At 55.8% G+C, this 19939-nt stretch carries 13 protein-coding genes; 5 read left to right on the forward strand and 8 right to left on the reverse strand.

Features of this window, described 5'->3' with window-relative positions; translation table 11 throughout:
* Positions 1–265 precede the first annotated feature (265 nt).
* A complete protein-coding gene (locus tag R6V78_RS17600; RefSeq protein WP_410290689.1) occupies positions 266–1576 on the reverse strand; it encodes a KamA family radical SAM protein in 1311 nt (436 codons plus the stop codon).
* Between the two features lie 462 nt (positions 1577–2038).
* On the opposite strand from R6V78_RS17600, the gene R6V78_RS17605 reads away from it, so the two are divergent.
* Positions 2039–2872: an NTP transferase domain-containing protein gene (locus R6V78_RS17605; RefSeq protein ID WP_410290690.1), complete on the forward strand. Its 834-nt coding sequence runs from the start codon at positions 2039–2041 to the stop codon at positions 2870–2872.
* Positions 2873–3045: 173 nt separating this feature from the next.
* On the opposite strand, the gene R6V78_RS17610 is transcribed toward R6V78_RS17605, so the two are convergent.
* Complete coding sequence (locus tag R6V78_RS17610; protein ID WP_410290691.1) at positions 3046–4164, reverse strand: trans-sulfuration enzyme family protein; 1119 nt, start codon at positions 4162–4164, stop codon at positions 3046–3048.
* 406 nt (positions 4165–4570) lie between these two features.
* Between R6V78_RS17610 and R6V78_RS17615 the strand changes: the two genes are divergently transcribed.
* Positions 4571–6019 carry a trimethylamine methyltransferase family protein gene (locus R6V78_RS17615; RefSeq protein ID WP_410290692.1) on the forward strand — a complete coding sequence of 483 codons (1449 nt, stop codon included), beginning with the start codon at positions 4571–4573 and terminating at the stop codon, positions 6017–6019.
* A gap of 60 nt (positions 6020–6079) precedes the next feature.
* Here the strand turns inward: R6V78_RS17615 and R6V78_RS17620 are convergent, their stop codons facing one another.
* Positions 6080–6754 carry a hypothetical protein gene (locus R6V78_RS17620; protein WP_410290693.1) on the reverse strand — a complete coding sequence of 225 codons (675 nt, stop codon included), beginning with the start codon at positions 6752–6754 and terminating at the stop codon, positions 6080–6082.
* The gene (locus R6V78_RS17625; protein WP_410290694.1) at positions 6733–8226 is read right to left on the reverse strand and encodes a hypothetical protein; all 1494 of its coding nucleotides are present in this window, start codon (positions 8224–8226) and stop codon (positions 6733–6735) included. The genes R6V78_RS17620 and R6V78_RS17625 overlap by 22 nt, the downstream gene beginning before the upstream one ends.
* A gap of 522 nt (positions 8227–8748) precedes the next feature.
* On the opposite strand from R6V78_RS17625, the gene R6V78_RS17630 reads away from it, so the two are divergent.
* On the forward strand, positions 8749–9456 hold the full coding sequence (locus R6V78_RS17630) for an HNH endonuclease (protein WP_410290695.1): 708 nt from the start codon (positions 8749–8751) through the stop codon (positions 9454–9456).
* Between the two features lie 60 nt (positions 9457–9516).
* Here the strand turns inward: R6V78_RS17630 and R6V78_RS17635 are convergent, their stop codons facing one another.
* Positions 9517–12129, reverse strand: coding sequence for a 1-acyl-sn-glycerol-3-phosphate acyltransferase (locus R6V78_RS17635; protein ID WP_410290696.1), 2613 nt, complete (start codon positions 12127–12129; stop codon positions 9517–9519).
* 391 nt (positions 12130–12520) lie between these two features.
* Between R6V78_RS17635 and R6V78_RS17640 the strand changes: the two genes are divergently transcribed.
* Positions 12521–12730: a hypothetical protein gene (locus tag R6V78_RS17640; protein WP_410290697.1), complete on the forward strand. Its 210-nt coding sequence runs from the start codon at positions 12521–12523 to the stop codon at positions 12728–12730.
* Positions 12731–12757: 27 nt separating this feature from the next.
* Here R6V78_RS17640 and R6V78_RS17645 read toward each other — a convergent pair whose 3' ends face one another.
* From R6V78_RS17645 to R6V78_RS17655, 3 genes are all read right to left on the reverse strand, one after another.
* A complete protein-coding gene (locus R6V78_RS17645) occupies positions 12758–14317 on the reverse strand; it encodes a methylenetetrahydrofolate reductase C-terminal domain-containing protein (protein ID WP_410290698.1) in 1560 nt (519 codons plus the stop codon).
* A gap of 88 nt (positions 14318–14405) precedes the next feature.
* Positions 14406–15299, reverse strand: coding sequence for an NUDIX hydrolase (locus tag R6V78_RS17650; protein ID WP_410290699.1), 894 nt, complete (start codon positions 15297–15299; stop codon positions 14406–14408).
* 124 nt (positions 15300–15423) lie between these two features.
* The gene (locus tag R6V78_RS17655; protein ID WP_410290700.1) at positions 15424–17517 is read right to left on the reverse strand and encodes a PAS domain S-box protein; all 2094 of its coding nucleotides are present in this window, start codon (positions 17515–17517) and stop codon (positions 15424–15426) included.
* Positions 17518–17842: 325 nt separating this feature from the next.
* On the opposite strand from R6V78_RS17655, the gene fusA reads away from it, so the two are divergent.
* A complete protein-coding gene (gene fusA / locus R6V78_RS17660; RefSeq protein ID WP_410290701.1) occupies positions 17843–19930 on the forward strand; it encodes an elongation factor G in 2088 nt (695 codons plus the stop codon).
* Positions 19931–19939: the final 9 nt, after the last annotated feature.

Consider the following 19939-nt stretch of genomic DNA (forward strand, 5'->3'; position numbering starts at 1 on the left):
CCCCGCCGCTTGCGGCGGGGTGAACGAGCGAACGGGGAAGCGATCTTCAATTTGCCCAGCAGCAGCGCTGATGCGCCGCACATCCCCGCAGGTGATGTAAATTTCTCTTCCCTGACAGCAGGTCTTGCCCTGCAGGGCGCACCGGACACACAACATCGGTTGCATGGCCACCATGTTTAACTCCTTGGACCAGGTCCAACACCAGTCGGGGATGCGCGCCCCGTAAAGAGTGTGTTCCCCGACTGGATAAGGGGCGTCGATATCTTTAACTGTTTAGTATATTGCCGGTTTCGGGGTATCGGTAGATCCTGCTTTCGTAGTTTCTCAGCACCAGCGCATCATTTTCACGGCAGACCACGTAGTCGGGCATCAACGGGATCTTACCACCCCCGCCGGGGGCGTCAACCACGTAAGTGGGAACTGCATAGCCACTGGTAAAACCGCGCAGGCCGCGGATGATTTCCAGGCCTTTTTCAATGGGGGTGCGAAAGTGTGCCGATCCGGTGATCGGGTCGCATTGGTAAAGGTAGTAGGGGCGCACACGCATCTTGAGCAGGTTGTGTACGAGACTGCGCATGGTCTCGAGGTTGTCGTTGACGCCTTTTAGCAGCACCGTCTGGGATCCCAGGGGAATCCCCGCATCAGCCAGCATGGAGCAGGCTCGCAGGGCTTCGGGGGTGCATTCATCCGGATGGGTAAAGTGCAGGCTCATCCATAAGGGGTGATACTGGCGCAGCATGCGAACCAGGCGTGGGGTGATGCGTTGGGGCAGCACCGCCGGAACTTTTGTGCCGATGCGAACGATCTCCACGTGGGAAATCTGGCGCAGCCGCGACAAAATCCAGGAGAGTTTCTCTTCTCCAAGCATCAGCGGGTCGCCACCGGAAAGGAGGACATCACGGATGGACGGCGTCTGCTCAATATAGGCGAAGGCCCGCTCCAAACGGTTGCGGCTGGGGTGAATGGCGCCATGGCCCACCACCCGGGAACGCGTGCAGTAGCGGCAGTAGGTCGAACAAAAGTCGGACAACAGAAGGAGCACGCGATCGGGATAGCGGTGGACCAGGCCGGGCACCGGGCTCATACCGTCTTCACCCAGTGGATCGTCGGCCTCACCGACCGTGCGAACCATTTCGTGAGCGGTGGGGATCACGGTGCGGCGAATGGGCTGGGCCGGATCAATAGGGGAAACCAGGCTCATGTAGTAGGGCGTGATACCCAGGGGCAACACCGTTGCCGACCGGCTGAAGGACGCACGCTCCTCTTCGGACAGGGTAATCATCCTTTCCAGTTGCGCTAGACTGCGGATGCGATGGCTGGTCTGCCACTGCCAGTCATTCCACAACTTGGTGGGAACGCTCGGAAAATGTCGCTTGCGGAACGATCTTACGGCCGGGCTTAGAATTCCGGCGCGTTGGGCGGGAAACCGGACAATTCGTCCGGCGGGTTGCGGGGTGGAAATGGAAGAGGCGGCTTCCAGGCATGGGCTGGGGTCGGGAGGTTCGTCTTCGCCTTCCTGAACTGCCTGTGTCGGTGAATCGGTCAGCTGTTCATTCCGCTTGATGATAAGCTGCATGGTGTGTGTTGTCCTTTATAAAAAAGGTTGTTTATATTCCGGTTCTGAACTGTTGAGAGCCGGGGCTTTGTGCCGATTTTTTACCGGGCCTTCACCGCGCGAATATATGTATTTTCGGCTCAATTGCAAGAAAAAAAAGAGGGTTCCGCCAAAAAAAAAATAATATAAAATTCAATTAGTTAAAAATTTTAGGCCCATGTCCGCTGGTGAAATGGATCCCTTGCACGTCCAAATTCGTTTCAAAGGGGCCTGAATTCAGGGTCAAATTGGTATTAAAAACAATAAATACAAATAGTTAAAAATCAGTGCGTCAGATTTAAAAAAAACGGCTGCATTGGGCAACCTGCGCCGTCTGAATCCGAACATGTGGACAGGGCGGAAAATTCATTTTATAAAGCCCGCAGCTGTTCTCCGCGCAGTGATGTTTTTCGGAACAACCCATCCAGGAGAAAGAGGGATGATATGACCTTGACGGATCCTGACCCACATGTCGCTTCGATTATCATGGTTGCCGGAAGAGGCAGCCGAATGCAGGGTTATGACGGCAATAAAACCCTGTTGCCGCTGGTTCCCGGCAGTTCTGTCTTTATTGGCGGCCACCCCATAGTCATGCACCTGATGAATAATCTGCCTGCCGGACCCAGGGCGCTGGTCGTCAATCATTGCAAAGATCAGGTGATGAAGGTCACGCGGGGCACCGGCGCAGTCTATTGTGAGCAGCCGGTGCTCAACGGCACCGGTGGTGCTATTCTCGCCGCCGGAGAGTTCGTGAATGCGCAGCGCGCTGCGCATGTGATTATAACCATGGGTGATGTCCCGTTTGTGCAAAAGAGAACTTTCGACAGGCTGGTTGTTGGTCTAAAGGCCCACGAACTGATGATTCTAGGCTTTTCCCCCAAGGAAAAGAAGCAATATGGGATGCTGGAAATCGAAAAGGGTCAGGTGAGAAAAATTACCGAGTGGAAATACTGGAAAGACTACCCGACTGCTCGGCAGCAAGCCTTGACCGTCTGCAACTCAGGCATATATGCCGTGCGCAGATCGACCCTGGCGGACTATCTTCCCATTTTGGCATCCCGACCGCAGATCGTACAAAAGCATGTCAACAACAGGATGACCGACATTGAAGAGTTCTTTTTTACCGACCTGATCGAATTCATGGTCCAGGACGGCAAACGGGTCGGGTTTCACGTGGTTGACGACGAATTTGAAACCATGGGGATTGATGACGTGGCCGCCCTGATAAAGGCCCAGGCCATTTACCAGGATCGCATCGGCTCCCAAAATCCTGCCTGAGGCATGGGCCATCGCCGGCCTGGAGGAAGCGGACCGTTTCCGTGAAAACCGGCTTGCGGTCTTCCGACTGCCGGGATGCCTGGGGTGTTCCTGCCACTGTTTCCGGGCCGGCAGGCACCCACTCCGGTCCGGTGAAACAACTCATTCTTTTCAGGGAGGGATTTCCCTAAAGATTAGGCTGCGGTCAACGCCTGGTTCAAATCATCGATGAGGGTCTGCACCGCTTCTATGCCCACGGAGAGGCGCACCAGGCTTTCATTGACACCGGCCTTTTGCCGTGCCTCGGGGCTTAGGGCGGCATGGGTGTTGGTTATGGGTTGGTTGGCCAGGCTGGTGACACCACCCAGGCTGGTTGCCAGCTTGATTTTTTTTAATTGATCCATGACCCGTTTGGTTCCGTCGAAGTCTGACGCCACCTCAAAGCTGAGCATGCCGCCAAAACCTGCCATGTGCACTTTGGCGATTGCATGGTCCGGATGGGAGCAGAGTCCCGGGTAGTGCACGGCGGCGATGTTGGGGTGGGTTTCAAGGAAGCTTGCGATTTCCAAGGCGTTTTGGTTGTGTTTGTGGATGCGAAGCTCCAGGGTCTGCAGACCGCGGAGGGTGAGAAATGCGGACATGGGGTCCATGACCCCACCGAAGATTTTTCTCAGGCTCCAGATGCGGTCGTAGCAGGGTTTGTTGCAGCAGACGAATCCCGTGGTAACATCGTGGTGTCCGGCCAGATACTTGGTGCCGCTGTGAATCACTGCGTCGACGCCCCATGCGATCGGGTGCTGGTTGATTGGAGATGCAAACGTGGAGTCCAAAAGGACCATGGCACCCCTGGCGTGGGCGGCGTCGGCCAGGGTGCGCGCATCAACCACGCGCAGCAGCGGATTGGTCGGTGATTCCAGATACAGCAGGGTCAGACCCTTGTCGATTTCGGCCAGGATCTCATCCGTTTTCCAGCAGTTGACATAGGTGGTATCGACGCCAAATCCTGGCAGGACTTTTTCCATCAGTTCATAGGTGCCGCCGTAAAGCTCCCGGGTAGTGACGATGCGGTCGCCGGACTGCACGTGGGCCAGAATGGCGGTGGTGATGGCGGCCATGCCTGAACTGAAACCCAGGGCATGCTTAAAGCCTTCCAGGTCGGCCAGTGTTTTTTCCACCTCAACGACGGTCGGGTTGTCCCACCGGGAATAGATGTACCCACTGTGTTTTTGGACCACATCGATCAGGTCATCGGAATTGTCGAACTTGTAAGTAGCCGTCATGTAGATCGGTGGTACAACGGGCTTGCCTTTCATGGGCGGTTTTCCTTTCGGCGCTGGCGGCGCGTGGTTTTTAACAGCGCTGATAAATGCCTTCCCTGGCCCAACAATCAGGATTCTTGGCTCCAGAGCGGTGGCCGGGGTCAGTTCTGATCAAGTGGCGTACGCTAAATGAATTGCCGCCATAATTCAACCCTCAAATTCCGCAGATCAGGCGAATCCCGGTGTTTCGCCGTCATCGTTTCCTACCGGTCTGCCGATTGAGAAATTCCGTTTGACTTTTAACCTGAAAACAGGCAGATGGCAAACCTGCGGCCATTGCATTGGGAGGTTTCCCGGGCCAGGGGAAGCGTTCATCCGTTGGGTGGCCGAGCCCCCTAAATGCCTTTTATGGATTTGACGGTACGCTTTCCATGCAAGGGACGATACGAAATGGGAGATTATGCAGATGAGCGACCGTATGCAGGTGTTCAACCGCCGCGAAATCAACCTGATCCATGATGCATCCATGGAAATTCTTGCGGAAACCGGTGTTAAATTCAGCTCCGAAGAAGCCCTGGACCTTTTCCGGCAAAACGGGTTCAACGTCACCAACCCCCGCGTGTATATCACTGAAAAGGAGGTGATGCGCGCCTTGGCGACGGTTCCTTCCCGATTTGTCGTTCACGCCCGCAATCCGCAGTACAACGTGGCCATCGGTGAGGATGACTTTGTTTTCCTTCCAACCGCCGGTGCGCCCAATGTCTCCAACGCCGACGGCATTCGCCGTCCGGCTACCCTGGATGATTATCATACCAGCTGTAAACTGGTTCAGACCTCCGATCAACTGGACATGAACGGATTTCTCACGGTCCAGCCCACCGATGTACCCTCTCAGATCGCCCACCTGGACATGATGCTGGCCAATCTGACCTTGTGCGACAAGGCCTTTCTGGCGGGCAGCAATTTCCGGCAGGCGGCACTGGATTCGGTGGAAATGGCCGCTATCGCCTGGGGCGGTGTGGAGGGACTGAAAAAGCAGCCCGTGATGCCCGCCATCGTCCATGCGGCCTCCCCGCTCAAGTACAGCCCTGAAATGGCAGAAATCATCATCGACCTGGCCCGTTTAGGACAGCCCCTGGTCATCACCGACATGGTGCTGGCCGGCACCAGCGGGCCGGTTTCCCTGCCGGGACTGCTGGCCATGGCCAATGCCGAGATCCTGAGCGGCATCGTGCTCTCCCAGTTGGCCGGGCCTGGATCCCCGGTAGTCTACGGGTCGGTTTCGGCGCCCTCGGATATGCGCACGGTCGCTTCGGCTGTGGGCGCCCCTGAGGCGGTTGCGCTGGCTTCGGCGATTATCCAGGTGGCGCGGTTTTACAATATACCCTGCCGTACCGGCGGCATGCTGACCAATTCCCATTGTCTGGACTCTCAGGCCGCGGCCGAAGGGACCTTGATGATGAGCACGGCTGTGCGCAACGGCGCCAATTTTATCCTGCACGCCTGCGGCCAGCTGGGGTCCTATATCTCCATGAGTTTCGAGAAGTGGATCCTGGATGAGGAGGTGTGCCGCACCCTGCGGCGGGTGTTGACGGCCATGAACATCAACGTGGAATCCATTGATGTCGCTACCATCAAGAGTCTGGGCAGTGACGGAAATTATCTCACCCATCCGACGACGTTCAAGCACTGCCGCAGCTTGTACCAGCCCAAGCTTTTCACCCGTGACGACTATCAGAATTGGGAGACGAAGGGGTCCCGTTGTGTCGCCGATAGAACCGAGACCATGTTGGCCCAGCGGCTGGCCCAATATGAAAAACCCCCCATTGACCCAGGGCTGGAACAGGCCTTGGTGGATTACGTGAATCGGCAGAAAAAACGGCTGATGGCCCAGAAATTTATTTTTTAGGCGTATGGCGCACCCCGGCAGGAATGGCGGGGTGCGTTCGTCTCTGGAGTTTAAACCCGCCTACATCGAAAATATATTGTCCAGCCTTTCTAAATCATTGATCACCCGCCAGGCCCCCCCGCCGGACTCTGTTTTGGCCCGCCATTGGTCCACTCGCTGCAGATAGTTTTTGGGGTCGCGGATATCATCGCGCAGCTTGGTGACGTTGAGGGCGATGATGTTGAATCCGGACAGTTGAAAGGGAACGTCACGCACATGCCCCCTGGCCAGCTCCTCTTTCAGGTCAGAGAAAATCAGAATGTATTTATGACCGGACCCCGTTTCGTTCAGGTATTCAACGGCTTGCAGCAATCCACCCGAGATGTCCGTGTGGCTGCTGCCATCCACCGATGCCACAAAATCAGCCATCTGGTTCTGAAAGGCGCGCTTTTGTGTGTTGGCCACGGATGGCCGCTGGTCAAACGTAACCTTGGCGATGATGTCCTTCTCGCTGAAGCTGCCTGTGTCGATTCGGGCCACGGCCATGGTATCCCCGGGGGTCAGGGTGCCCAGCAGGTAGTTGGTGATGGCCCGGGCCTTGTTCAACTCTTCGGTGTAGGTGCCGGACGTGTCCACCAGCATGTAGACTCCCCTGGTATGGTCTGTTTTCTGCGCACATCCGGTCAAAACCAATACAACCGTAAAAAATAGGGCGGCGGTAACTGAAAATGAGGTCACTCCACTGTTTTTTTGCATGCTGCCGTCTCCTCAAGCATGGTCATGGGATTTTTCTGGGTTGCGGGTCGATCTTTTGCCTTTTTTTTCACGGAGGCCGCATCCGCCGTCCTGCGACTAATCAGCGCTTCCAGCCAGAGGGCCGGGAAGATCACCAGATCGTAAAGGTTGACCACCAGTCGACCCAGGTAATAGCCCGAGCTGCCTGCCAGGCGCAGGAAAAAAGCCATTGTCCGCAGCGACCACGCACCGAGCATGCCCAGCACGGTCCGCGATGACGAAACGAATGATTCAAAGGGCATGGCCACCGTCGTGAGAATGAAGGGCAGGATGAATCCCAGCACCATCTGACCGATGGTGGGGATTTTACTGGCAGCCACCGCCTGGGGTTCCAGGCCGGCCAGACTCTGCCTCAAGGCTTCCATATCTGCGGCAATGCGGTCACGCATGAATGCCAGAGAGGATTCCACACTGGCCAGGATGGTGAGCATGATCAGCAAAATCCAGAAGAACCAGGTACGTTTTTTATCGTCCAGAGACCCGATCACGGAAAAAAGGCGGGTGAAGCGCAGGGCATCCATCAGAAAAATGCCCACGACGACTTCCAGGCAGACGATGAACATGCCGGCCACATCGGATGTCTTGAAGATGCCGATATAACTGGCCCCACCTACCATTTCGGACATGGGCAGGGCCACCAGGTTGAAATTGATGATGGCACCGATGACAAACACACCCAGAACCAGGCCAGATGTGAAAAACTGCGTCAGAGAGGACGATGAAAGCTGACGTTCGGCAGCATCGGTGTGCGCTTTGACGGTTTCATAGTCGGTGATGCACCGATCCACCGTCTGCGAGCGGCGGGTCAGATCGCCGATGGCCTTTTCGAGGCCCTTGAGGGTTTTATCGGTGGCGCGCCACTGGGGGACCATGCGCGAAAGGATGCCGTGGCGGTCCGACACGGCTTTCCGATGACCGCCGAGAGCAACCTTATGCTGTTCCTTCAAGGTGTTGTGAATATCTTCGAGAATGTTGGCCACCATCGGGTCACCCGAAGGTTTGATACCGGCGATGGCATCGATCACCTGGACCCAGTCCGACAGGCTCTGGGGAATTTCTGCTGTTTTCTGGTAGTCATCTTCAAATTTAAGAAGATTTTCCCGCAACTGCCGCTGAAGTTGGGGGTAGGCTTCAAGGTTGCGTTCCACCGCTGTGCTGATTCGTTCGAATTCACGTTCGGTGCGCCTTTCGGCATGTTCGATTCCGGCGGCCAGCAGCACTTCTCGGTTGCGCGCTTCCAGCCGCAGGTGTGCTGACTTCACCGATCCTGCGGCTACACGCATGGCCGTGTAGATCAATCGGCCCAGCGACCCCATGGAATCCTGGAAGGGCCGGCGGGCAAAGTACATGGCGGCGATGATCAATAAAAACCAAATCAGAACCGAAAGGAAGGGCAGCGGGGTGATATTGAATAAAACAGCTGCGTCTGGCATGATATCCTCCATTCTTTCAGGTTAATGCTGCCCATGGATTAGCACCCGGATACGGTAGACGCGTATCAACAGGACAACATTCAGTTTTTGGATAGGCTAAGCAATTCATATGCCGCCGGGGACAAAATAATTGATGCCAACGATTCCCATCTGACGATGCCGTCTGAATGCCTCAAAGGCTTTAACCAAAAGAATAAATGATAAATTGATATTCTGAACCTATGTTTTTCCGGGTGGTTGGAAGGCGGGACCCCCGTAGAGGGCTTTTCAAGTATACCTGAATGTATATTTTCATGCACAATACGGATTGCCGGCGTGACCCGTATACGCAGCGACTGGCATCTTGTCCGGCAGTTGAGCCGACCGGATTGCCGCCTGTGTGGAAAAATCCGTTTGCATTGATGGCTGGGTTGGTGGTATCAACGGTCCTTTTTTCGAAGGTGGAATGCGCGCACCAACGGCCGATGGGGTGAGTCTGCCCTGTGCGGCATCGCTATTTAAAAAATGAGTCAAAGGAAACCCATGACGCTGAGTAAACTGGAAATTCAACAGATGCTGCGTGAGATGAATGTAAAATTCCGTGCGGATGAAACCTATGAAGCCCTCAAACAGCGTTTGCAGGAGGAAAACAACAGTTTATGGCTCAAAGCAGTGTCACAAAACCGCCATGTCGCCGGTGGATCGGACAAAATTTTAGTCAGAAAACGAAAAAAAGGGACCCCGCCACAGGGTCAGACGAGCGTTGCAACCCGCGCATCCGCAACACCGCAGACCTCCCCAAAAACCGCCCCCCGGTCAGCAGCCGTGTGCCCCTGCAATCCCGAACCCGGCCGCCGCACCCAGTCGATTGAAAAGCCCGAACCCGGTCAACCGTGGAAAATGACTGCCGATGGCACCGAACCATTCAACCGCAAAAAGAATGTATTTGACTCGGTGCTGCGACGGGCCGGAAGGTGCTGTGAATGCTGCGGCGTCGAATCCGGAATGGCGTATGCGGCCGCAGATCTAAAACCGTGCCATATCCTGCCGCTGTCACAAGGCGGTGAGCATTCCATCAAAAACGTGGTGGCCCTTTGTCCGGTATGCCGGAAAGAGATGGAAAATGACCCCGATCCCAAAATGATCAAGGATTTGAAACGCAAGACCCGCTCCAAGCTTTACAATTCCCTGCAGGTAGTCAGGAAAAAACCAGTCCGCACCCGGCGACCCATCTCCAGCCGCCGGAAATAGATCTGCACCGGTCTCGCCGCTTGGCTCGCATGCATCGGTTTGTGCAGCTTTTTCCGGTTTCTACCGAGAAATCAGGTTCTGATAATGAACCAGGGTCTCGTTCCACCTTCGCACCTGTTCTTCATCCTCGGACCCGCGCACCCCGTTTTTGGAAAAAAAGCCGATGGCGTTGTCGTAGTTGGCCTTGGAGATGGATTCCCTGAGCCGGATTTCACCTTGCCGGATCATCCGGTTGCCGATGGTCAGCATTTTCTTGAGCATTTTGGCCTTGTGGTGGCGGTTACGGCGGTTTTTGGAAAAATAGACCAGTGCCGTGCGGTAGGATTCTATAAACGGCTCAATATACCCGGCAAAGAAAATCAGCTTGCGAAAACCCTCCGAAGAGAGGTTGTAGGTATCGGGCATGGTCGGATGGGGAACCAGGATTGCATTGTCGATGAACGCTTTGACGGTTTTGCGGACGATGTAGGCCGGAGGATGGATCGGGTCCGGATTGAATTCTTCGATGAACAGATTTTGAAGGTGCCGATAGGTATCGTGCAGGTCCGTCGCGGAAAATTGGAAGGCGTCCTTTTCCAATATGGCCAGGGCCGTGAATGCCGCGGGAACAAAATGGCACATGCTGATGTTCTTATAGTAGTCCAGGGCATTGCGCCGATTTTCCACCACGCGCCAGGCATCCTGCCGACCCTGACCCGGGGTCTGGGAATCGATCCACTGGATGAATTTACGCCCGCGGTAATGGTTGAAGGCGCTGTCCACAGCAGACGGGTGATTGTCGGCAAGGACATCTGCCAGGCAGGCTCCCTGGGCCCATAAAAGGCTCATGGATGACGCGATGCGAAAGCCAATCTCATTGCGGTGGATGAGATCTCTGCCGCCCGATAACAAGGCCCCGGCGACCAGTGACTGGGGGGTCACCACGGTCTGTCGATCGATGGCGTGCATCATCCGGGCTCCGATTTCCCGGCACAACCGAGTCTGCTGTTTTGAAGAGATAACGGCGCCGGTGAGCCCCTGTTCGGCCAGCAGGTCGTTTAAGTCCAACGGGGGACCGAAGTTCAGGTGAACGCTGCCGTAGCGGTTTTTAAGGATACGCTTGGCCTTGAACATCTGAAGGAAGCTCTCGGGTACTTTTTTGCCGCCGCTGATTTCATTCAGGTAAGCGCCTTCGTCCGGGATGCGGTCGTAGGCGATAAAGACGGGGACAAAGCTAAGGTCCCTGCAGGCGCCCTCGAAAAAAGCGTGCAGCAGGATCGAGAGCATTCCCAGCTGCGGCTGAAGCAATTTGCCGCTGCGGCTGCGGGTGCCTTCAATGTAAACGGCGATATTGAATCCTTCCTTTAACACCCGGAAGACATAGGCTGAAAATACTTTGGCGTAAAATACGGCCCCCTTGAAGCTGCGCCGCACAAAAAAAGCCCCCACCCGCCGCAGCAGCGGCGCCATGGGCCAGAAGGCCAGGTTTTTACCGGCAAATACGTGCGGACAGGGCATGTGGTTGTCGTACAGGGTGTAGGCGAGCAGCAGCGAATCCATATGGCTTTTGTGGGCCGGCATGAATATGATCGGCCCTTTGCGCGAGATCCGCTTGATATCTGAAAGCGACTCCGGACTGAAGGATACCGATTCGAACAGCGTGTTCAGCAACCGCCCCGTCACCCGGTGGACGATATTGATAAAGGCAGGACTGTAATTGGAAGCGATTTCATTCACATAACCCATCGCTTCACGGTGAGTCTGGTCAATCGTCATTTGGCGGCGATCGGCGTAGGTTCCCATGAACTGGCGCAGTTCCTCACCGGTGAGAATCTCCTGGCGGATCTCCTCAGGCGTTTTGATGGTGGGACCGGTGATGCTTTTGCGGTGGGCGTTGATCTGGCTCAACAGATCCCGTCGCAGCTTCAGCGTCAGGTATTCGGTGCTGCGCCCCCGGTTTTCCCCATTTTCCAGAAGTTCCTTCAGGTTAATGGGATCGGATACCTCGATAAAAATATTGCCGGGTTTGCTTAACAGTGTGGCCAGGCGCCGCAATCTGCCCGGCTTCTGCGGAGACCCGAAAAAGATATCCGTCAGCGTAGGCCGGGTGGACGCCGGTAGCTTGCTGAAGAACATCAGCTGCGGGACAATGCAGATCGGCCGCTTTTGGGTGCGTTGAATGTCGATCAGGTGGCGGATGGGGTCGGTCTTGGATTTAATGAACCGGCGGTTGAAATCGCGTTTTTCCACCAGCGGTAGAAAGGCGTTGGTTCCTTTGGTGATCTCATCCCGAATGAACCCGGCCCGGTAAGGGTCCCGAAACGAAAAATGGCGCAGGAAGAACCGCATCTGCACGATGGCGATGCGCATCAATCGACCTATCGGTTGCCAGATCCTGACATGGCAGTCGAACCCCAACTGGGGGTAGGGCAGTTTGGTTTGCATGTAAAGGGTGTAGTAGCACAGAAACTCGAAATAGCTTTTGTTCTTCGAGGCGTAGACGACGACGGCATCCTTGGGAAGATTTCCGATGGCCGTTTTTAGTTCGGAACTCAGACGAATGCCGGAAAAAAGTCGGCGCAGGATGAACATGGAAAGGATGCCGGTTCGCACAGGCAGCCAGCACGAGAAGGGATTATCTGTTTTTTCAGCAGGCTTTTCAATCCCGGCGCTGAATGGTGATCGTTTTTTCATGGGCGCGTTTATAGCAGATTTCCGAAAAAAGGCCACTGTCTATGTATGCGTGAAAAGGTGGTCAATTACAAAAATGCGGATCACTTCGGACTGCGGCAACCCTCACCGGCGGCCGGAATCCCGCTGATGGCGGGGTGTAAGTCGGCCGTGGCCCAGTCAGATGACATTCGCCATGGCTGCCGATTCCGGCCCGACAAACGATGCCAGAATTCATTTTGACAGGAACACACAAAATCGATAAGATTCGAAGACGGCATCCGGAACGAATCGCTTGCATTGATGTTGTCCCGTGCAAAGATGGCCCGCTGTTCGTCGCTACCGGCACTCCCCGTGATATCTCGAGCCGTACCAAATTCCAGACCTACGCATAATCCGCGGGGGGAGGTGACTCATGGATAAAGGGCTAACGGCTGTTGATGTCGCGGATAACGGCGGCAGACGCCGGGTTCGGGATCGGCGGTTTCTGGTTTCGGCTCCCTGCGCCCGGGAGCGGAGAACCCACTGGGATCGACGCTGTGGATACGATCGTCGCTTGCGGCGAATCATGGGATACCCGGACAATCGGCGCAGTGGCGAAGATAGACTCGCCGGTCAGCCTTGAACGGGTTTTTTTAATACGCGCACCACCTTAACCGTCATCCGCCAGCAACCGGCAGGTTGCCTGACGGCAGAAATCTGCAATTTCACTGCCGCTGCTCTGGTGGTCCCGCCGCAAGTGAAAATTGATCCAGGAGGAGGTGTGATTCAGCTCCCACATCCGCGGGGGGACGCACCCGTCGCACAGCTCCTTGATTTTTCCCTGCGCATCCAGCCGATTATGGGCATGGAACCAGACACATCTGCGGTCGGCGTTCACTTCACACATGCCGTGGCGGCTGCCGCCGCAGGCGCCGTTGCGGGTATGTTTGGGACATCCGGATTCGGGGCATAAAAAACCCACGTGCTGGATCGCGCAGTCACCACACTGCAGGCACCCCAGCAGCATGCGTTTGATGGGGTGTTCGATAAGGTGCAGAAACAGCCGTCCGGAAATCCCTGTATCCAGTGTCTGGCAAATCGTTCGATACAAGGGTGCAAGCGGTGATTCGAAAGTGAAAAACAGGCTGTGGGCGGCCTTCATCAGGGGATGGAGCACCCGGTCGACGACCGGCACCGGCTGTGGATGCAGACCGAACACGGGAGTGGTTGCCGGAGCGGGCGGTGCTTCCCTGAAGGCATAAAACCCTCCCGGCTGGGGATAATCGAATTGGGGGATGAAATCCCGCCATTGATCCTTGATCCTGGCCATGCGATCCAGGATCATCCCCACAGTGGAAAAGTCACGATGAATACCGCCGATGTGAATGCCCCGATACCCCAGTCCCTGCAGCACAGCTCCCAAGCGGGCTGCCCGCTCGATGGCTGCGGCCTTTCCCTGCTGTTGGTCCTGCCATTCTCCTTCTACCGTTTCGAGGAGCTGATCGGTGACCACTGCGCCCGGCACCCGGCCCCGGTTCATGATTCGCGCGGTTTTGGGGGTAAGCAGGTAAACTGATCCCAGGGTGGGAATCGTGAGGTCCATATAGCTTTGGATACCGATCAGTTCGTGGAACTTGCGGGCATCGTAGCCCAGTTGGGTAATGGCAAATTGGGCACCGGCGGCTGCCTTGCGGCTCATTTTGGCATATTGCGCCACGCACTCCCCTTCGGTCTGCTTGAACGGAGAAACCGCGCAACCGGTGAAAAATCCGTCGGGATCGCCGGCGGCGTTGATGCGCTTGCTGATCAACATGATCATGATCTGCAGGTTTACCGAATCCAGATCGAATACCGGGGCTCCCTGACCACCGAAACCCATGCCGGAGTAGTCGCCGGTCAGGGCCAGAATGTTTTTCATGCCCATCATGGCCAGTTGCAGGGTCCGGCTTTCCATGCCCACCCGGTTCATGTCCCTGCAGGTGAAATGCACGATGACGTCCATGCCGATGGAAAATATCCGATAACCGATGGCGTCGGGACTCAGGGACGGGTTGCCGCCGGGGTTATCTGTGATGGAGACGGCGGATACCCGCCCGTCGGCAAAGGCATCTTTGGCGATGCCCATGACCGTGTCTACGGATCGGCCGGTGGATTCCCTTCCGGGCACCAGCTCCAGGGTCACCACGAACTGTTCCGGGTTTAAAATATCAGTTTGAAAAACGCGCAGCATGAAAGCGTTGAACTCCCTACCATCAAAGATGGTTCAGATTCCAAATTAACCATCTCAGATCTCTTACTTTCGGGCATCCGTGTGCAATCTAACCCCTGTTTTCATCCGGATGCCTTACCGGCCGGCAGATTCCCCCATGGCGCCACAGACGGGAAAAGGGCGCACCTATGGGTAACAGGTCCTTCTCCAGGCTTTCGACGTCCACAGATGGGGTTGGGCTGCTGTAATCCGGATCCCAGGGTTCGATGATCAATGCGCCCTTTTTCAGGGGCATCAACCGCGGCATTATGGGCGTCGGCCAGGACCGATACCGCGCTTCCGCCATAAGGGCATCCAGATCGACAAAGGGCAGCATCTGATGCATGGTTACCAGGGTCGGCGGGCTTAAAGGCAATGATCCGTCAGCGTTTTTCAGCAGTGCCTCGCGGGGATTGACCCAGGCGCCGTGATCCGTTTCATGATTGTCCGGCCGGCAACGCTGGCCCAGTTCAACAGGCGCTATAAAAAAGAAGGTGTCGAAGCGTCGCGGCATCAACTCGGGGGTGATCCAGTGGTGCCAGCGCCCCAGTTTGGACACACACAGGCCAAGGCCCTGAGACTGAATCAACTGCGTGAAGGGTGTGCCGCGGTCAGTGACGCCCTCAAAAATGTCGCGTCTTCCAATGGGCGTGGCCAGCAGCAGCCCGGCTTCCTCCCAGGTTTCCCGGATGGCTGCTACGGCAAAGGGCAGCATTTGAGCCGCCTTGCCATCCAGAACCCGGTCCAGCTGATCGATGCGGATATCCACATGTTTTTGCCAGAAGACGGCATCCATGTCCTGGTCTTCCAGGCCACCCCCCGGAAAGACATAGGTGCCCGGCATGAATTTGCTGGCGGCGCTGCGGCGCAGCAGGTAGACTTCCATCTTTGCTTCGTGTTGACGGACAAGGATGATGGTGGCTGACGGTGATGGCGCCGCGGGGTGGTGAGATTGAACGGCCATGAACCGGAAGAGCTCCTCTCAGGGGTTGCGCAGCTTTTCAGGCCGCGGGGTGAAGGCGGTATGTGCAGGCAATCTACCCAATCCAAGCATATGGATTGATACCCGATTCCATGTTCTGTGGCTGTTAGGCAGCGGGCCGGTGGTGGCCGTTGTCGATGACTTCACGGATGGCATGGGAGAGCTTTTCCATGCCAAACGGTTTCTGGATGAATCCATTGCATCCACGGGCGATTATGGCGGCAGCCTCGCCCATGCTATAGCCGCTTGCCAGCAGAACCTTGGTGTCCGACCGAATGGTGCGGATTCTGTCAAAGACTTCGCCACCGCCGATATCCGGCATGATCATATCTAAGATCACAAGATCAATCTTCCGGTTGTGATCGTTAAACATGCGAACCGCTTCCTCACCGCAGCAGGCTCTGAGAACCGTGTAACCCATTTTTTGAAGCATCTTTTCACCGATATCCAGGATATAGGGCTCGTCGTCCACCAGCAAAATGGTTTCCGGACCTTTTAATATACCCACCGGCGTCGGCAAAGGTTCTTTGGTGGTTTCCCGGGAGACCGGCAGGTAGACGCTGAAGGTGGTGCCCCTGCCGCAATAGCTTTCAAAATCCACGATGCCGTCGTGGTTCTTGACGATGCCGAAGACCGAGGCCAGACCGAGGCCAGACCCGGAGCCGAACTCCTTGGTGGTGAAGAAGGGGTCGAAAATCCGGTGGGCAATGGACGGGTCGATGCCTTTGCCCGTATCGGTCACCGATGCGCGCACATAGTCGCCGTAGCTGATTTCAAAAGGTTTGACGAATTTTTCGTCGATGGTGACATTCTGCGTTTCCAGGTACAGATCGCCTTTTTCCGACATGGCCTGCCAGGCATTCAGGTACAGGTTGATCAGGACCTGCTCGATCTGGCCCCGGTCGGCGGAAACCAAACGAACTTCCGGTTCATAGGTCTCATGAATGCGAATGGATTTGCGGGTCCTACCGAACAGGGCAGCTGTTTCAGCCACCACATCGTTCAGGTTGACCGGCTTGACCACGTATTTTCCGCCGCGGGCAAACCCCAGCATCTGCCGGGTCAGGTTGGCTCCGCTGTCCACGAGTTGTTCGATACTTCGGATGTTGTCGTACAGGGGGTGCCCGTGCTTGACTTCCAAGTTTATCAAGGAGATGTTGCCCTGGATTCCCATGAGCAGGTTGTTAAAGTCGTGGGCGATGCCGCCGGCAAGCGTGCCGATGGCCTCCATTTTCTGCGCCTGCTGAAGCTTGCTCTCCACATTTTTTTTTTCAGTGATATCGATGCTGATGCTTTGATATTCCATTGCGTTGCCCTGATCGTCGAACAGGGCGCGATCGGTCCACTGCCGCCAGCGCGTCTCCCCGGTCTCGGATTGGGTGCATTGTTCGTATATGACCATGGGCTTTTCCGGGTGCAGGCGCTCCAGTCGTTTTTTCATGCGCTGCCGCTCGGCGTCGTTGAAAAAATCGAAAATATTCGTGGCCGCGAGGCTCTCGTCGGACACCTGGAAGTGGGTCTTGAAGCGTACGTTGGCAAAGGTAAGCTTGCCGTCGGGCAGATACCGGCATACCATGGCCGGCATGTCCCGGGAAACGGAACGGTAGCGGTCCTCGCTTTCCCTCAGGGCCTTTTCCACCCGACTGCGTTCTTCGATTTCATTGCGAAGCTGGGTGTTGGCCGCTTCAAGGGCTTCGGTGCGCAGCTGGACACGCCTTTCGAGACGGTCGTTGGCCTTTTTCATCCCGGCCTCCGCATGTTTGCGGGGGGTGATGTCGTGGGTGACCACCACAGCATGGGAAACCAGACCGTTCTCGTCGTGGTAGGGATTGTAGGTTACCTGATAGCAGCGCAGCTCCCTGCCGTCGAATTTGAACCAGTCTTCAGAACTGGTCACATGACCGGCAAAACAATTGTCAAGTTTGGGTTTGATAATCGCGTCGAACTGAACCTGCCCCCAGACCTCGGCGACATGTTTGCCGACAACATCATCGCGCTGCTGGCCCCGGGCCCGGCAATAGGCCTGGTTCACGCTTTCATAAACATAATTTCGATCAATCATGGTCAGCAGCTGGTCGGCGGCATTGGCAATGAACTGGGTTTTGCGCCAGGCTTCTTTTTCGCGCTCCAGGATCTGTAGCTTTTCCCGAAGGTGCTTGTTTTCCGCTGCAAATTCGTCAAGTGTGCGATTTTGAGTCATTGTTGCCCAAAGATGCCTGGTTCCCGATTAGACCGTTTGCTGAAAAATGTCGTCCCTTAGCTTCAATGCTGATCAAATATATTCATAAACCGCTTTTCACCCCCCCGTCAACCCGGTGATGGTTTTCCATTAAACAGAAAGAATTTTTATTGACATCCGGTGCAACAACACTATATTAGCGCACCAGCAAACTGATCGGTAAACGAAGGTCCCCCATCTGTGGCGGTCATTGCCAAGTGCGGGATCTTTTTTTTGTTATACCTTAAAACAATAACGATGGAGCGCTTCCACCGGTCAGGCACTGCGCTCACAAACAGAGGAAACCATGGCAACACGCATCGAGAAAATCAGAAACATCGGCATCAGCGCCCATATCGACTCAGGCAAGACCACCCTTACCGAGCGGATACTGTTTTACACCAAACGCATCCACACCATTCACGACGTGAAAGGCAAGGACGGGGTGGGGGCAACCATGGACTCCATGGAACTCGAAAAGGAGCGGGGCATCACCATTGCATCCGCCGCGACCTACTGCGAGTGGGACAACCACGAAATCAACATTATCGACACGCCCGGCCACGTCGATTTTACCATCGAGGTGGAGCGCAGCCTGCGCGTCCTGGACGGCGCCATTCTTGTGCTCTGTTCGGTGGGCGGGGTGCAAAGCCAGTCCATTACCGTTGACCAGCAGATGAAGCGATACAAGGTGCCGTGTATCGCATTCATCAACAAATGTGATCGCAGTGGCGCCAATCCTTTTCGCGTGGTCGAACAACTCAGGGACAAGCTCGGGCACAATGCCGTGGCCATGCAGATTCCCGTGGGACTCGAAATCGATCATGAAGGCATTGTGGATCTGGTCTCCATGAAGGCCTTCTATTTTGACGGCGAAAACGGCGAAATCATCCGCGTTGAAGCGATCCCTGACGAACTCATGGACCTGGCGACTGAAAAACGCGAAGCACTCATCGATGCGGCTTCCATTTTTTCCGATGAATTGACCGATGCAGTCTTGGAAGAAACCCCGGTTTCCGAAAAAATGCTTATCGACGCCGTGCGCAAGGGAACCTTAGAACGAAAGATTACCCCCGTTTTCATGGGGTCAGCGTACAAAAACAAAGCGGTTCAGCCGCTTTTGAATGCAGTTACCCAATTGCTGCCCTGCCCGGCGGATGTTGAAAATCAGGCCCTGGACCTGGATCAGGATGAAGCGCTGGTTACGCTGATCTCCGATGCCGCCAAGCCGACGGTGGCCCTGGCCTTTAAACTTGAAGACGGCCAATATGGCCAGTTGACCTATATCCGTGTCTACCAGGGTAAACTGGCCAAAGGCGATACGGTAGTCAACGTGCGCACCGGCCGGAAGGTCAAGATCGGCCGCCTGGTGCGCATGCACGCCAACCAGATGGAAGATATTTCCGAAATTTCCGCCGGCTATATCGGCGCACTTTTCGGTATCGATTGTGCCTCGGGCGACACCTTTACCCATCCCGGGTTGAACTTGACCATGACTTCCATGTACGTGCCGGAGCCGGTCATCTCGCTGGCCATTGTCCCCAAGGACAGCAAGTCGGAAATCAACCTGTCCAAGGCGTTGAATCGCTTTTCCAAGGAAGATCCCACGTTCCGAACCTACGTGAGTGAAGAGACCGGCGATACGATTATCTCCGGCATGGGTGAACTCCACCTGGAGGTATACATCGAGCGCATGCGCCGGGAATACAAGGCCGAAGTAACCTCCGGCGCTCCGCGGGTGGCTTACCGGGAGACGATCACCCGCCGGGCGGAATTCAATTACACCCACAAGAAGCAGACCGGCGGTTCAGGCCAGTACGGCCGGGTGGCCGGCTACATGGAGCCATTTGATGGCCAGGATTTTGTTTTTGTCAATGAAGTGACCGGCGGGTCGATCCCCACCCAGTATATTGCGGCCTGCGAGAAGGGTTTCAGACTCTGCCTGGCCAAGGGTCCCAAAATGGAGTTCCCGGTCACCGGCGTCAGGGTGGCAATCAACGACGGCGCTTCCCACAGCGTGGATTCTTCGGACATGGCCTTCCAGGCCGCAGCCCGGGGTGCGTTTTTGGAAGGCTATGCGAAGGCCGCACCGGTGATTCACGAGCCGATCATGAAAGTGGCCGTGGAGACCCCCACCGAATTTCAGGGTCCGGTCATGGGTTCCTTGAACCAGCGCCGCGGCATGATCGTCGGTTCCCAGGAAGAGGGGCCCATGTGCGTGATCGAATCCCAGGTCCCCCTGGCGGAGATGTTCGGTTACTCGACGGTGCTGCGCTCCCTGACCCAGGGAAAAGCACAGTTTACCATGGAATTTGCCACCTATCGGCAGGTCCCTCAGTCCATCTCGGAAGAGATTGCCAAAAAACGGCAGGAAGAGAAAAAGCGCGTCGCCTGATGAGGGAAC

The organism is Desulfosarcina sp. (assembly GCF_046496365.1).
Taxonomy (GTDB): domain Bacteria; phylum Desulfobacterota; class Desulfobacteria; order Desulfobacterales; family Desulfosarcinaceae; genus Desulfosarcina.

Bases quoted from the DNA above. Each gene is read 5' to 3' on its own strand.
- R6V78_RS17650 (WP_410290699.1), bottom strand. From the start codon at position 15,299: ATGGCCGTTCAATCTCACCACCCCGCGGCGCCATCACCGTCAGCCACC.
- fusA (WP_410290701.1), top strand. From the start codon at position 17,843: ATGGCAACACGCATCGAGAAAATCAGAAACATCGGCATCAGCGCCCAT.
- R6V78_RS17655 (WP_410290700.1), bottom strand. From the start codon at position 17,517: ATGACTCAAAATCGCACACTTGACGAATTTGCAGCGGAAAACAAGCAC.
- R6V78_RS17620 (WP_410290693.1), bottom strand. From the start codon at position 6,754: ATGCAAAAAAACAGTGGAGTGACCTCATTTTCAGTTACCGCCGCCCTA.
- R6V78_RS17640 (WP_410290697.1), top strand. From the start codon at position 12,521: ATGGATAAAGGGCTAACGGCTGTTGATGTCGCGGATAACGGCGGCAGA.
- R6V78_RS17600 (WP_410290689.1), bottom strand. From the start codon at position 1,576: ATGCAGCTTATCATCAAGCGGAATGAACAGCTGACCGATTCACCGACA.
- R6V78_RS17605 (WP_410290690.1), top strand. From the start codon at position 2,039: ATGACCTTGACGGATCCTGACCCACATGTCGCTTCGATTATCATGGTT.
- R6V78_RS17615 (WP_410290692.1), top strand. From the start codon at position 4,571: ATGCAGATGAGCGACCGTATGCAGGTGTTCAACCGCCGCGAAATCAAC.
- R6V78_RS17625 (WP_410290694.1), bottom strand. From the start codon at position 8,226: ATGCCAGACGCAGCTGTTTTATTCAATATCACCCCGCTGCCCTTCCTT.
- R6V78_RS17610 (WP_410290691.1), bottom strand. From the start codon at position 4,164: ATGAAAGGCAAGCCCGTTGTACCACCGATCTACATGACGGCTACTTAC.
- R6V78_RS17645 (WP_410290698.1), bottom strand. From the start codon at position 14,317: ATGCTGCGCGTTTTTCAAACTGATATTTTAAACCCGGAACAGTTCGTG.
- R6V78_RS17635 (WP_410290696.1), bottom strand. From the start codon at position 12,129: ATGAAAAAACGATCACCATTCAGCGCCGGGATTGAAAAGCCTGCTGAA.
- R6V78_RS17630 (WP_410290695.1), top strand. From the start codon at position 8,749: ATGACGCTGAGTAAACTGGAAATTCAACAGATGCTGCGTGAGATGAAT.